Raw genomic sequence first — 14,307 nt, forward strand, 5'->3', positions numbered from 1 at the left:
CTCGTAAGCCGAGAATTGGTCGAAGGGGGTCAAAATTCGGGCGTCGACACGGGGTCAGTTTTCAGGCGACACCGACATCGGTATGAGGCTCGAGTAACTTTCTACCTCACCGGCAAGAGAAAACGTCTCAGACGACGGTTCCGCACTGTCTCCGAGGCCGAGGCATTCATAGCGCAACTGCCTGAACCAAAGCGAGTGAGCCGCTACAAGATCAGCGACGATCAGTACCGCGAGGCGATCCGGAAGTCTCAATCAATTGCCGGTGCACTCAGGTTATTAGGTGTCGTGCCAGAGGGCGGAAATTATCGTGTCCTTCAGCGAGCGATCAAGCGACTCGATCTCGATACGTCCCACTTCACGGGTCAGTCCTGGTCAAAGGGCGCGAGGGTGCCTGACCGTATGCGACCGATAGAAGACTACCTATCGAATGAGTATCCAGTTCAGTCTCATCGATTGCGTCAGCGCCTGGTCAACGAAGGCATCCTCGAGCAAAGGTGCTCCGGCTGCAAGCTCGACACCTGGATGGGACAACCGATACCGCTGGAACTGGATCACAAAGACGGCAACCACCAGAACAACGCGCTGGACAACCTCAGACTGCTGTGCCCGAACTGCCACTCGCTTACTCCAACCTTCAGAGGCAAGAACAAGAGGCCCGCGCCCAAGCTAAACTCAGCTACCTAGAAGGGGACGTAGCCTAATTGGCATCGGCGGGGCGCTTAAAACGCCCGACATTTGTGGGTTCGAGTCCCACCGTCCCCACCATTACAAAAGTCTCACAGGCCGAGCGCTGGCACGCGATAGTGTCGACATCCACTGACGAAAGCGCCAGGATGTCAACGGTGAGGAAATTCCGTATCGGAGGCCGGCTGACGATCGCCGGTGCGTTTGCGGTCGCGGTGGCGGCGGCGCCGCTGACTGCCGCCGTCGTCGCCACCTCCCCCAGCCCGCCTGGCCAACTCGCCGCCTGCCCACCCGGCGAGGACAGCGACCTCTACAGCGGACATTGTGTGCCGTACCTGGTGCCCAACACCGCCTCAGCAGTCAACAATGCGTGCCCGCCCGGGGTCAGCGGCGCCGAATGCACCGGGTCGACCGGCAATCAAGTGCCGCCCCACGCACCGCCCGGGCCGTCGCCCGAGTTGCAGGAACTGGAAGACGTCGTCACGCCGGGCTACTAGCCGCCCGCACGTCCAGCAGGTCGTTGTCGCGCACGGCGTCGACGTCCAGAGTCCGGTATCCGTAGAGGTCGAACAGCACGGTGATCCGGTCGGCGTCTCCGCCGAGCACGGTGCCCGCTCCCCATTCGCGATGTTCGACGGCCGTGCCCATGGCGATGGCCGGTTCACCGCGGTCGGTGGCCGTGTGGTCGCGGCAGCGGTCGCAGTTGCCGCAGGGCTCGGGGAGGTAGTCGCCGAAGTAGGCCAACAGGAACTGCCTGCGGCAGTCCGGCGTCTCGGCGTATGAGCGCATCATCTCGACGCGCGTCCGGTCGACCCGCTCCCCGATCTCGGCCATTTCCACGGCCTTGCGGACCGCGTCGTCGGGGCGTATGCCGGTGTTGGTGAAGCCCGACCTGGCCGATTCCACCGCACCCGCCTGCTCGAGCAGGTTGATCGACGACGTGAGCCGGCGGCCTCGCTCACCGAGTTCTTCACGAAGGCCCTTGAGCCGCTTCGGCTTCCGGGCGTCCAGGGCGCGGTAAACCCGCCGCAGCAACTCCTCGTCCGGATTTCTGGTTGCGAAGAAGTTCCCGAGGGTGAGGTCCTCTGCCCGGTAGAACAGGATCGCCTCTGCCGGTTCGTCGTCACGGCCGGCGCGCCCCACCTGCTGGTAATACGCGTCGACGGAGTCCGGCACGGATGCGTGCACCACGAACCGGACGTTGGGTTTGTCGATGCCCATGCCGAACGCCGAAGTGGCCACGACGACGTCGACCTCGCCGTTCCGGAACCGATCATGAACTTCGTTGCGCTGCTTGGTGTTCAGCCCCGCGTGATACCCGACGGCCGACACACCACGCTGTGTGAGCTGCTCGGCATAGAACTCGGTGTCCCTGCGGGTGGCGCAGTACAGCAGCCCCGGCGTTGCAAGCTGCTGCACCAGTTCGACGACGTCCTGGCGTTTCCGGGCGTCGTCGGTGTGGTGACGGACTTCGAGTGAGATGTTCGGCCGGTCGAACCCGCCGGAGATCACCGTCGGCTCGCGTAGGCCGAGGATGTCGACGATCTCGCGGCGGACCACCGCCGACGCCGTCGCGGTGAGCGCGACGACCGGCGGCCTGCCCAAACGCTCGATCGCGTCGCCGACCCGAAGGTACGTAGGACGAAACTCGTGTCCCCACGCCGACACACAGTGCGCCTCGTCGACGACGATGAGCGACGGCTTCACCGCGGCCAGTCGTTTCATGACGTCGTCCTTGATGAGCTGCTCCGGACCCAGAAACACATACCGTGCCTCACCGCGCTCGACGGCCTCCCACGCCCGGTCGAGGGACGTTGCGCTCTGGCGCGAGTTGATCGCCACCGCATCGGGAGCGTCGGACTCCTCGAGCGCGGCGATCTGGTCGTGCTGCAACGCAATCAACGGCGATATGACGATCACCGTCCGCGGCAGCAACACCGCCGGCACCTGGTAGATCGCCGACTTGCCCGAGCCCGTCGGCATCACCGCCAGCGAGTCGCGGCCATCCAGGATCGCGGTCATCGCCTCGAGTTGTTCTGGCCGCAGCGTCTGCCACCCGAAGACCTTCTTGGCGACGTCGCGTAACCGTTTGGAGCCGCTCACCGGCTCATCGCGTCATCAGCGACAGGATCGCGCGGTTGAGCTGTCGGCGCGGCCAGCCCAGTCGACCCGCGTTGGACAGCGCGGCACGCGCCGCGTTGCGACCGCAGACACCGTGCACACCCCCGCCCGGTGACGCGCCCGCGCTGCCGAGGAAGACGTTCTCGACCGGCGTCTCCGCGCCGCCGAAACCCGGGAACGGCCGGAAGATCAACTGCTGGAACAATTGTGACGTTCCACCGTTCACCGCACCGGCATGCAGGTTCGCGTCGCTGGCCTCCAGGTCCGACGGCCGCTGAATCGACTTGCCGACGATGTGGTCGCTGAACCCCGGCGCGTGCTTCTCCAACACCACGTCCACCGCCGCTGACAGCTGATCAGCGGAGGCGTCGTCGGCGACGCCGCGGGGCAGATGCGTATAGGCCCAGGCACTTTCGGTGCCGGCGGGCGATCGGCTGGGATCGGAGGTGGTCATCTGGCCGAGCAGCAGGAACGGATGCAGCGGCACGGTGCCGGTGTTGAGGTCGGCCATCCACCGGATCAGGCCGTCGTGGTCGGCGCCGAGGTGGACCGTCCCCGCATCGCTCAGGCTTTTGGATCGCCACGGGATCGGCGCGTCGAGCGCGTAGTTGATCTTCAACACCGGTGTGTCCCAGACGAACCGGTCGATGCTCTGGACGACCGATTCGGGCAGGGCATCGGCCGGGAGCAGGTCGCGGTACAACATCGGCGCCGAGGTATCGGCGATCACCGCGCGGCGCACTCGCACGGTCTCGCCGCCGGCGGTGTGCACGGACACCGCGCGTCGGCCGCGAACGCCGATCCGGTCGACCCGCTGCCCGCACTGGATGCGTGCCCCCGCCGACGTCGCCCGGTTCACCAGCGCCGCCGTCAGTTGGCCGGCGCCGCCTACCGGAACCGGGAAGCCGCCGTCCTGGGCCATCATGATCAGCATGTAGCCCATGACGCCGCTGCCGGGTGCGTCGATGGGAACGTCGGCGTGCATCGCGTTGCCCAACAACAGGAGTCGCGCGGCCTCGCCCCCGAACAACTGCTCGGCCATCACACCAGCCGGTAGTAGGAGAAGATGCGCCAGCCGAAGCGCCTCGGCGGTACCCAGCTCACGTAGCAGTCCGACCGCTCCACGCATCGGCGGGAACGGCGCGAACAACGTCTCCAGCAGCGGTTGCTTGATGCGCTGCCACTGGGCGAACAAGTCGCGCCAGCGTGCTCCGTCGCCGGGTGTGCGGCGCTCGAGATCCTCGGCGGTGCGGTCGAGTTCGCGCCAGATCAGCGGTGCGTCATCGTCATCGGCGGAGCTCGCATGGCCGACGACCGCCGGTGAGTGCGACCATCGCAAGCCGTGGTCCTCGAGGTGCAGCGCTTTGAGGGCCGGTGAGGTGACCGAAAGCGGATAGAACGCGCTGTAGAGGTCGCTGACATAGCCGGGGAACAGTTCGGCGCTCTTGACCGCGCCGCCCGGTTGTTCCTGCGCCTCGAGAACCAGCACGTCCCAGCCCTCGTCGGCGAGCATGGCTGCGGCGACCAATCCGTTGTGGCCGGCGCCGATCACCACGGCGTCGGCGGAGCCTGACACGCTCACCTCGAGATCAGCCGGTTGGAGGCGGCCTTCACCGAGTCGGGCAGGAAACGGTTCATCAGACCAAGCCCTTTCGAAAGTGGCGATGACGCAACAATTTTCTTCCTTCCCTCCATCAGCGCGTCATACCCCTGCTTGGCGACCTTTCCGGCATCGTCCTTCGGCATGCGCCCCACCAACGTGTCGAGCATGCCCGCGCGCTTGAAGAAGTTGGTATCCGTCGGGCCGGGCATCAGCGAGGTCACGGTGACGTCGGTATCGCGCAGTTCGTCCTGCAGGGCCTCGGCGAGCGACTGCACAAACGATTTGGAGGCGTTGTAGACCGTCTGATACGAGCCGGGCATCATCGCCACGATCGACGATGTGAACAGCAGCTTGCCCGAGTTGGCGCTGACCATGTCGGCGAGCACCAGCTTGGCCAAATGCGTCGTACCCCGGACGTTGAGGTCGATGATGTTGAAATCCTCTTCGAGCCCGCGGTCGACGAATCGGCCGCCGCCTCCGGTACCGGCGTTGAGGGCGACGGCGTCCAAGCGGCGGCCGGTACCGGTGGCGCTGCCGTAGAGCCGATCGACTTCGTCCTCTTGGCGGAGATCGACCTGAACCGCGCGGACCTCCGTCCCGCTGGCCGCGAGTTTGTCGGCGCTGGCGTGAATGCCGTCGTCATCGGCGGCCACGATGAGGTCGTAGCCGTCGTCGGCGAACAGCTTCGCCAACTCGAAACCGATGCCGCTCGAAGCGCCTGTCACAAGCGCGAGTGGTCGTCCTTGAGCCATGGTGGCGGGCTACCCGACGGGGCCTTCACCAAACGCACGCCGCACACCGCGGCGTCAGCCGCCGTCGCGAGCATCGCCGCGTAAGAAACCAGCCGTCAGCCGGCGTCGCGATCATCGCCGTGGTCAGGACCGCCGTCGTCGTGACACTCTCCGCCGTCCTCGTCGTCTCCCTCGTCGGGGACGAGGTAGCGGTTGGGGTAGTGATAGTTGTTGACGCGGGCTTGGCCGTTGTCGAGCTGCGGCGGAGGAAGCCACGCGGTGCGCCCGTCTTTGCGCATGTAGGTGCGCCAGCCGCCGGGTTTGACCCGCCGATTGTCGGGGCTACACGCCAGGGTCAGCTCATCGATGTTGGTCTGACCGCCAGCGGCCCAATCGTTGTCCCCGTGATGCACCTGGCACTGGTAAGCCGAGGCGGTGCAGCCGGGTCGGGTGCAGCCGCGATCGCGGGCAAACAGGGCCAGCCGCTGGGCTTTGGACGCCAAGCGTTTAGCCCGACCCAGGTATAGAATCTCTTCGGTGTGGTCATCGAAGATCGCCAGATAGTGATGCGCCTCGGCGGCCTGGCGGATCACCTCGCTCATCGGCAGCAATGACCCGCCCCCGGTGAACCCATGCCCGGTGCCCGCTTCGAGCTCCTTGAGCCTGGCGGTGATCAGCAGCGTCGCCGGCAAGCCGTTATGGCTGCCCAACGTGCCCGACGCGAGCAACTTCCGGCACATGGCATTCAGCGCATCGTGGTTGCGCTGTCCGGTCGTACGGGTGTCAGCCGACACCGCTTCGGGCGGCGGCTCGCCGTGTACAGGCGGGGCGTCATCGGCCGGGTTGTTCTTGCCGGGGGCGGCCCACACCGCCAGCACCGCCTCCAACGCCGCCCGCGTAGCGGGATCAATCAGTCCGCGCAGCTCACTCATCCCATCGAGGCGCTGCCGGCCCAGTCGCAGCCAACGGTGCGCCGCGCGCACTTCATCGGAGAAATCCCCATCCGGGTTCAAATACGCCGCCAACCGCTCCGACGCCGCGCGCAACTCCTCGGGCGTGTGCTTGGTGGCCAACTCGGCCAGCTGCGCTTCGGCGGCCTCACGCACGTCATAGGGCATCGAGGCCGGGACCTGTTTGGCGAAGAACCGCCGGATCACCCGCACATGCTCCGCGCCCACCAGGCCCTTCTCGACGGCGGCCGCCGTCTGCACCAGCACCGGTTCGAGTGTCTCGCCAGTCATCGCCCGCCGCGGCGCCAACTCTTTTGCCTCGGCCACCCGGCGGCTCGCCTCGGCCTTGGAGAGGCGCAGCAACACCGTCAGCGCGCCGGCCACGCTGTTTTCCCCCAACTCCGCGAGCGGGGCCTGCTGAAGTCCGGCCACCAGGCGATGGCCCACCGTCGCCGACCCGCGGGTGAAGCTCTCCCATTGCGCGGTCAGCGCCAACTGCTCAGAGGTGGTCAAGGCGTCGAACGACTCGGCGACCAGCGCGGACAGCTGCTCGGCCATCCCCGCGATCACTTCGCTCATACGTTCGAATCCCACATTGCAACGCTAACTTCACCCACCGACATACCAGGCCCTTTTGTGACCGCTGAAACCAAAGAGACACAAGTGATTTCGCGCGACACCATGAGCCACGGAGCCGGCAAGTGCAGAGAGGCGGCAACGCAGGAGTGCCGAGAAGGGTTTGAGCCACGCCCTACACAACGTAAATTGAGTGGGGATGGGCATACTGGGACGAAAGACCGGGGACCTGCGCGTCTACCTCGGCGCGGCGCCCGGTGTCGGCAAGACCTACTCGATGCTCGCCGAGGCGCACCGCCGCCTCGAGCGCGGAACCGACGTGGTTGCCGCCGTGGTCGACACACACGGTCGACGCAAGGTCGGGCAGCAGCTGGCGGGCATCGAGGTGATACCTGCGCGCGTCGTCGAGAACCCTGGCCGACCAGGCGTACAACACCAGGAGATCGACGTCCCCGCAATCATGCAGCGGCGGCCCAAGGTCGTGCTCGTCGACGACTTCGCCCACACCAACGCCCCGGGAAGCAAGAACAAGAAGCGTTGGCAGGACGTGGAGGAACTGCTCAACGCCGGCATCACGGTGATCACGACGGTCAACATCCAAAACCTGGAGAGCGTTTCCGACCTTGCCGCGCAAATCACCGGAGTCGAGGAATCCGACCGTATTCCCGACGAGGTGGTGCGCGCCGCCGATCAGATCGAGTTGGTCGACATCACGCCGGAAGCGTTGCGGCGCCGCCTCGCTCACGGCAACGTGTATCCGCCGGAGCGTGTGGACGCGGCGTTGTCGAATTACTTCAGGCCCGAAAATCTCACGGCCCTAAGGCAATTGACCCTGCTGTGGCTCGCCGACCAGGTTGACGCGGCGCTGGCCAAGTACCGCTCCGACAAGAAGATCAGCGACCGGTGGGCGCCCCGCGAACGCGTGGTGGTCGGGGTGACCGGCGGCCCAGAGTCCGAGGTCCTGGTGCGACGGGCGTCGCGAATCGCCTCCCGTTCGGGGGCCGACCTGCGAGTGGTGCACATCGTCGACGGCGGTGGTCTGACGGCCATCTCGGATCAGCAGAAGAAGGCCGTGCGTGACCTGGCGGCCAGCTTGGGCGCCACCATGCACACCGTGGTCGGCGACGACGTCGCCTCCACTCTGATCGCCTATGCGCACGACATCAACGCGACGCAGTTGGTGGTCGGAACATCGCGACGTTCGCGGCTGTCGCGCATGTTCGACGAGGGCATCAGCGAGGCCGTCATCCAGCAGGCCGGCGGTCTCGACGTGCACATGGTCAGCCACGACCAGGCCAACACCGGCATCTCGTGGTCCGGGCTCTCGCCACGACAGCGCCGGCTCACGTCCTGGCTTGCCGCTTTCGCGATTCCGATCGCGGTCTGCGCGCTGACATTGCTGCTGCCGGAGCGGTTCCTGCGCATCGGTGGTCCTGGCGCGCTGTTCTTCATCGGGGTGCTCGGTACGGCACTGCTCGGCGGGCTCGCCCCGGCCGTCACGGCCGCCGTCCTGTCCGGCGCGCTGATCAGCTACTTCCTGGTGGCTCCGGCGAACGCGTTCTCCGTTCACGACAGCGACGGCTTCATGGCGACGGTGGTGATGCTGGTGATCTCCGTCGCCGTCGCCGCGCTCGTCGATCGGACCTCGAGACGGGCGCGAGAAGCGCGGCGAGCCAGTCAGGAGGCCACGCTGCTGGCGCTGTTCGCCGACGGCGTGCTCAACGACGCGGACCTCGACAGCCTGCTGGAGCGGGTCCGCGAAACCTACTCCCAGCGCGCCGTGAGCATCGTTCGAAGCCAGACCGGCGAAGTGCTCGCCCACGCCGGAACCGACCCGTGCGCCGACGTCGACGACGCCGACACTCCGGTCGAGATCGGAGACGACGAGTACTGGATGCTGTTGTCCGGGCCGGCGCTGACGACGCGTGACCGCCGCGTCCTCAGCGGTGTCGGGAAGCAGGCCGTCAACCTGGTCAGGCAACGCGAGGTGGCCGAGGCGAACAAGGCCGAAGTCGTCGGTCAGGCGGACAAACTGCAGCACGCGCTGCTCACGGCGGTCAGCCACGACCTGCGCACCCCGCTGGCCGCCGCCAGGGCGGCCACCTCCCGGATCCGCAACAGCGATGTCGACTTCTCCGGCGACGACACCGCCGAACTGCTGGCCACGGTGGAGGAGTCGGTCGATCAGCTGACCACGCTGGTGGCCAACCTGCTGGATTCCGCGCGCCTGGCCGCCGGCGCGGTCCGACCGCAGATGGCTCGCGTCGAACTGGAACAGGTCGTACAACGTGCGCTGCTCGGGATCCGCGCCGACACAGACGAGATCACCCGACCGGGCAGCGAACGGGTGAAGGTCGAGATCGACTGTGACGCGGCCCTGGCCGACAGTGAACTGCTCGAGCGCGTGCTGGCCAACCTGATCGACAACTCGCTGCGCTATGCCGACGGCAGCCTGGTGCGGGTGACCGCGGGCCAGGTGGCTGACCGGGTGCTCATCGCCGTGGTCGACGAGGGCCCGGGCATCCCGCGCGGCAGCGAACAGCAGGCGTTCGCCCCGTTCCAGCGGCTCGGCGACGACGACTCGATCGGCATCGGGCTCGGCCTGTCCGTGGCTTCGGGATTCGTCGAGGCGATGGGTGGCACGATCTCGGCGTCCGACACCCCCGGCGGTGGCCTGACCGTCGAGATCGACCTGCCCGCCGCACCGAACTAGGCGGTCTCCTCCGCCAGGGCGATCAGCGCCGCGCGCACCAGATCGGGTCGCTCGTCGACGATGAAGTGGCTGGCGTCGACCGTCTCCAGTCGATAGTCGTCGGCGTTGGCGGTTTCGGCGGCCACCCACGACGGGTGCACCGCCGCATCGCCGAGTCCGAACAGCGCGCGGATCGGTACCGTCGCCCGTCGCGTTTCAGGGTTTCGCGCGCTGCCCAGTAGTTCTTTGGTGAGGAAGGTCCGGTACGTGTCACGCGCGGCCCTGGCGCACACCGGGTCACGGAACCGGTCCGCGAAGATGTGGATGTCAGCCTTGGACATGTTCGAGCCGATGCCGAAGATCATCGACTCGATGAACGGCGTGCGGCGCTGCACCAGCACACCGGCCGTCGCGATCGGGATCTGGTAGGCGAAGCGCCACAGCCGGGGCAACACATGGCGCGTCGACAACCACGGGTAGGCCATATTGCAGGCCAGGAAGCCGTCGAATCGCTCCGGTGCTCGCAGGATCATCAGATACCCGACGAAGGCGCCCCAGTCGTGAGCCAGCAGCAGCACCCGATCGAGGCCCAACTCATCCATGAGGGCGAGCACGTCCGAGGCGACATCCTCCTTGGCCCACCGGTGCGGCGGTGGGCCGGACCAGCCGTAACCCGGCAGGTCGGGCGCGATGATCCGGAATCCCGCCGGCGGATCGGCGAGCAGGTCACGGTATGCCCAGTGATGCTGCGGCCAACCGTGAAGGGCCAATACCGGGCGTCCATCGGCGGGTCCGGCTTCGGTGATGTGGAAGCGCACACCGCGAGCGGTGACATGAGAGCGACGCGCCCCTTCGATCGATGGAGGAGCAGAAGCCATAACGCGACTATAGGAACTGCCGTCGCGCTACCGTGCCGGTATGGCCGGTTACCGAGCGCTGTTCGACGCCAGCATCGCTGATCCACAAGGCTTCTGGGCCCAGGCCGCACGCGCGGTGACGTGGACCCGCGAACCAAAGGAGATCCTCGACGACTCCAATCCGCCGTTCTACCGGTGGTTCGCCGACGGCGAGCTGAACACCTGTTTCAACGCGCTCGACAGACATGTCGACGACGGCCGAGGCGATCAACCGGCGCTGATCTACGACTCACCGGTCACCGGGACACAACGCACGTACACCTTCGGTGAACTGCGCGATGCGACTGCGAAATTCGCCGGTGGGCTACGCGGGCTAGGAGTCGAAAAGGGCGACCGCGTGGTGATCTACATGCCGATGATCCCCGAGGCGGTGATCGCCATGCTGGCGTGTGCGCGCCTGGGGGCGATCCACTCGGTCGTGTTCGGCGGGTTCGCCGCGCACGAGCTCGCGGCGCGCATCGATGACGCGCAACCCAAGGTCGTCGTCTCCGCGTCCTGCGGTATCGAACCGTCCCGCACAGTCGCCTACAAACCGATGCTGGACGCAGCACTCGAGATGTCCGAGCACCCGCCGCGCAACTGCGTCATCGTGCAACGCGACCGACAGCGCTGCGAACTGGCTCCCGACCGCGACCTCGATTGGGAGGACGTGGCGGTCGCCGCGCCCGTCGACCCCGTGCCGGTCGCCGCAACCGATCCGCTGTATGTGCTGTACACATCCGGGACCACGGGCAAGCCCAAAGGCATCGTGCGCGACAACGGCGGGCATGCGGTGGCGCTGCTCTGGAGCATGCGAAACATCTACGACATCACGCCGGGCGAAGTCTTCTGGGCCGCATCCGATGTCGGCTGGGTGGTCGGCCACTCCTACATCGTGTACGGACCGCTGCTGCTGGGCGCCACGACGGTGCTCTACGAGGGCAAGCCGGTCGGCACGCCGGACCCGGGTGCGTTCTGGCGGGTCGCATCCGAGCACGGGGTCAAGGCACTGTTCACCGCGCCGACGGCGGTGCGCGCGATCCGCAAGGAGGACCCCGACGGCGAGTACATCGGCCGCTACGACCTGTCGAAGATGAAGTACCTGTTCCAGGCCGGCGAGCGACTCGACCCGGACACCTACGAGTGGTCGGCGCGCAAACTCGGCATCCCCGTCGTCGACCACTGGTGGCAGACCGAAACCGGGTGGGCGATCGCCGCCAATCCGATGGGTTTCGAACCAATGCCGATCAAACCGGGATCGCCGACCGTTCCCATGCCCGGCTACGACGTGCAGACCCTGCACGTCGACGGCTCACCCTGCGCGGCCAACGAGGAAGGCGACATCTGCATCCGGCTACCGCTGCCGCCGGGCACCCTGTCCACCCTGTGGGGCGACGACGACCGGTACAAGGCCGGCTACCTGTCGGAGCATCCCGGCTACTACCTCACCGGCGACGGTGGATATCTCGACGAGGACGGCTACCTGTTCGTGATGGGCCGTATCGACGACGTCATCAACGTCGCAGGACACCGGTTGTCGACGGGATCCATCGAAGCCGTGCTGGCCACGCACCCGGCGGTAGCGGAGTGCGCCGTCATCGGGGTGCGTGACGACATCAAGGGTCAGGTGCCGCGGGGTTTCGTGGTGCTGAAGTCGGGCGCTTCGGCCGACGGGCTCGCCGAGCAGCTCATCGAATCGGTGCGCGAGAACATCGGCGCCGTAGCCAGTTTCAAGCTTGTCGACGTCGTACCCGCGTTACCGAAGACCCGGTCGGGGAAGATCCTGCGCAAGACGATGCGGGGCATCGCCCACGGCCGTGAGGAGCCGTTGCCGTCCACGATCGAAGATCCCGCGGTGATCGAAGCGCTCAAACCGATCCTGAAGAACTGAGCCACTCCGATCCCGTTCGCATCGGCCTATATTCGGAGGTGAGTCCGTGCCTGACCGAAAGCAGGCCGGCTCACGACAAAGGAGTCGATTCGCGATGCGTACATCTGCGGTCAAGGCCAAGAGCGGCTGTACCTGCCACTGCCACAAGTGCGATCAGGGTCATCACTGCGGGAACCCGCCGAACTGCTACATCAAGAAATAGGCCATCAGGAAAAGACCATGCCCCACGGCATCGGCTCAGGTTCGCTCGCAGCACTGAGCCGCATGTCTTCGTTGCGGCGGATCGCCAAACCACGTTTGCATGCCTTTTCGCCGGGTAGCCATCGCTGACCTCGACGAAAGGAAAACGACGATGGTCAGCAGTCATCCGCCGGGCCGATCGGCCGCGACGCGCTACGGCACGCCTGTGCAGAAGGCAGCACTCGCCGTCGGCGCAGTGTTCTTGCTGGTCGGCATCCTGGGCTTCATTCCGGGGATCACGACGAACTACGACACCATGACGTTCGCCGGGCATCACTCCGGAGCCATGTTGCTCGGGATCTTCAACGTCTCGATCCTGCACAACCTCGTGCACCTGCTGTTCGGTGTGGCCGGGGTCTTGATGGCGCGCACGTTCGATGCGGCCCGCATCTATCTGATCGGCGGCGGCGTCATCTACCTGCTTCTCTTCTTGTACGGCCTGGTCATCGACCATGACAGCGCGGCGAACTTCGTGCCGTTGAACACCGCCGACAATTGGCTTCATCTGATCCTCGGGGTCGGAATGATCGCGCTGGGTGTGCTGCTGTCGCGCCGGGTCATCGACGCCAACACCCCGTTGAACCGCAACACCCGGTAAGCGTCCACGCCGCCTACGCCGGTTAGCGTCCACGCCCGGCGGGTATCACCTGCGAGTCCGTCAACATGGGCTCGGACGGAGGCGAGGCATGGCAAGGACACCGAAGTACATGGCCGTGCAGGGGGCCGCGCTGATCATCGGCGTGGCGCTGATCCTTCTCGGCGCCCTCGGCTTCATCCCGGGCGTGACCCAGGATTACGACCGGCTGGCGTGGGCCGACCACCGATCCGGGGCCACCCTGCTCGGCATGATCTCGGTGTCCGGACTGGGCAACGTGGTCAACCTGGTGATCGGCGCACTGGGCCTCGTGATGGCGCGCACGTACGCCGCCGCTCGGGCCTACTTTCTCGGCGCCGGGCTGGCCTACTTCGCGCTGTTGGTGTACGGATACGTGGTGGCCAGCGCGTTCGACTGGATGTGGTTCGGCCTGGGTGTCGTCATGTCGATTCTCGGGTTGACGCTCGCGGGGCAGCACGACCCGACCAAGCGGCGCAGGAGAATTCGCGCCTAGGCTGATGCGATGCTCACCGCATTGCTCTGGGGCGGCATCGCGGCATCCTCGTTGGTCATCGGCGCACTGGCCGGGGTCGGACGCGACTGGAACGCTCGGCTGATCGGGTTGGTGCTCGGCTTCGGCGCCGGAGCGTTGGTGGCCAGCATCTCGTTCGAACTGGCCGAGGAGGGCTTCCACGTCGGCGGGGCGGTTCCGGTCGCCCTGGGTCTGGCGGTCGGAGGTGTCGCGTTCTTCCTCGCCGACATGGGGGTCGCCCGGATCGGCGGCCGAGGCACAGGCGCGGCGGGTCTGCCCCTCGCGCTCGGTGCATTGCTCGACGGCATCCCCGAGCAAGCGGTGCTGGGCATCGGGATCGCCGCTGGCGGTGCGGTGAGCGTCTCGCTGCTGGTCGCGATATTCGTCTCGAACCTTCCAGAGGCGATCGGATCGGCCAGCGATCTGAAGGCGGCAGGCACGCCGCGGCGGCGGATCGTGTTCGGCTGGATCGCCGTGGCGCTGCTGTGCACACTGGCCACACTGGCGGGGTATCAGTTCCAGGAAACCGCGGGCAGCCAATTGCAAGGCGGAATAGACGGTTTCGCCGCGGGCGCCCTGTTGGTCATGCTCGTGACGTCGATGATTCCCGAAGCGACCGAGAAGGCTCGGGAACAGGCGGGGTTGGCCGCGGTGCTGGGCTTCGCCGTCGCGGCCGGCCTGTCCCTCAGTAGCTAGACCGAGCGTAATTCCTTGCGCTGCAGTGCTTCACCCGAAAGACATGCGAGCGTTGCAGATAAGTGGTTGTCTGGACGAGTGAGTACGGCGACTACGCCGC

12 protein-coding genes and 1 tRNA gene are annotated in these 14,307 nt (G+C 66.4%); 8 read left to right on the top strand and 5 right to left on the bottom strand.

What is annotated here, in order from left to right:
* Positions 1 to 195 precede the first annotated feature (195 nt).
* From AU198_RS26300 to AU198_RS20945, 3 genes are all read left to right on the top strand, one after another.
* Positions 196 to 684 (top strand): HNH endonuclease signature motif containing protein, encoded by a 489-nt coding sequence (locus AU198_RS26300; RefSeq protein ID WP_156431703.1) that lies wholly within the window; start codon positions 196 to 198, stop codon positions 682 to 684.
* 2 nt (positions 685 to 686) lie between these two features.
* Positions 687 to 765, top strand: a tRNA-Leu gene (locus AU198_RS20940).
* A gap of 77 nt (positions 766 to 842) precedes the next feature.
* A complete protein-coding gene (locus AU198_RS20945; protein WP_231744740.1) occupies positions 843 to 1,181 on the top strand; it encodes a hypothetical protein in 339 nt (112 codons plus the stop codon).
* Here the strand turns inward: AU198_RS20945 and AU198_RS20950 are convergent.
* The 4 genes from AU198_RS20950 to AU198_RS20965 form a co-directional block, all read right to left on the bottom strand.
* Positions 1,165 to 2,787, bottom strand: a complete 1,623-nt coding sequence (locus tag AU198_RS20950) for a RecQ family ATP-dependent DNA helicase (RefSeq protein ID WP_064350505.1) — start codon at positions 2,785 to 2,787, stop codon at positions 1,165 to 1,167. The genes AU198_RS20945 and AU198_RS20950 overlap by 17 nt on opposite strands.
* Before the next feature lie 4 nt (positions 2,788 to 2,791).
* On the bottom strand, positions 2,792 to 4,387 hold the full coding sequence (locus AU198_RS20955; RefSeq protein WP_064350506.1) for a phytoene desaturase family protein: 1,596 nt from the start codon (positions 4,385 to 4,387) through the stop codon (positions 2,792 to 2,794).
* Positions 4,384 to 5,160, bottom strand: coding sequence for an SDR family NAD(P)-dependent oxidoreductase (locus tag AU198_RS20960; protein WP_064350507.1), 777 nt, complete (start codon positions 5,158 to 5,160; stop codon positions 4,384 to 4,386). The genes AU198_RS20955 and AU198_RS20960 overlap by 4 nt, the downstream gene beginning before the upstream one ends.
* A 95-nt stretch (positions 5,161 to 5,255) precedes the next feature.
* Positions 5,256 to 6,683 carry an HNH endonuclease signature motif containing protein gene (locus tag AU198_RS20965; RefSeq protein WP_231744741.1) on the bottom strand — a complete coding sequence of 476 codons (1,428 nt, stop codon included), beginning with the start codon at positions 6,681 to 6,683 and terminating at the stop codon, positions 5,256 to 5,258.
* A gap of 181 nt (positions 6,684 to 6,864) precedes the next feature.
* Here AU198_RS20965 and AU198_RS20970 point away from each other — a divergent pair, with 181 nt between their 5' ends.
* Positions 6,865 to 9,378: a DUF4118 domain-containing protein gene (locus tag AU198_RS20970; protein ID WP_064350509.1), complete on the top strand. Its 2,514-nt coding sequence runs from the start codon at positions 6,865 to 6,867 to the stop codon at positions 9,376 to 9,378.
* On the opposite strand, the gene AU198_RS20975 is transcribed toward AU198_RS20970, so the two are convergent.
* Positions 9,375 to 10,235: an alpha/beta fold hydrolase gene (locus tag AU198_RS20975; RefSeq protein WP_064350510.1), complete on the bottom strand. Its 861-nt coding sequence runs from the start codon at positions 10,233 to 10,235 to the stop codon at positions 9,375 to 9,377. The two genes, AU198_RS20970 and AU198_RS20975, sit on opposite strands and share 4 nt — an antisense overlap.
* 40 nt (positions 10,236 to 10,275) lie before the next feature.
* On the opposite strand from AU198_RS20975, the gene AU198_RS20980 reads away from it, so the two are divergent.
* The 4 genes from AU198_RS20980 to AU198_RS20995 all read left to right on the top strand — a co-directional run bounded on the left by AU198_RS20980 (position 10,276) and on the right by AU198_RS20995 (position 14,207).
* On the top strand, positions 10,276 to 12,144 hold the full coding sequence (locus AU198_RS20980; RefSeq protein WP_064350511.1) for a propionyl-CoA synthetase: 1,869 nt from the start codon (positions 10,276 to 10,278) through the stop codon (positions 12,142 to 12,144).
* A 352-nt stretch (positions 12,145 to 12,496) separates the two neighbouring features.
* On the top strand, positions 12,497 to 12,982 hold the full coding sequence (locus tag AU198_RS20985) for a DUF4383 domain-containing protein (protein ID WP_064350512.1): 486 nt from the start codon (positions 12,497 to 12,499) through the stop codon (positions 12,980 to 12,982).
* Positions 12,983 to 13,070: 88 nt separating this feature from the next.
* Positions 13,071 to 13,493 (top strand): DUF4383 domain-containing protein, encoded by a 423-nt coding sequence (locus AU198_RS20990; protein WP_064350513.1) that lies wholly within the window; start codon positions 13,071 to 13,073, stop codon positions 13,491 to 13,493.
* A gap of 9 nt (positions 13,494 to 13,502) precedes the next feature.
* Positions 13,503 to 14,207 (top strand): ZIP family metal transporter, encoded by a 705-nt coding sequence (locus AU198_RS20995; RefSeq protein ID WP_064350514.1) that lies wholly within the window; start codon positions 13,503 to 13,505, stop codon positions 14,205 to 14,207.
* Positions 14,208 to 14,307: the final 100 nt, after the last annotated feature.

Source organism: Mycobacterium sp. GA-1199 (genome assembly GCF_001500045.1).
Lineage (GTDB): Bacteria > Actinomycetota > Actinomycetes > Mycobacteriales > Mycobacteriaceae > Mycobacterium.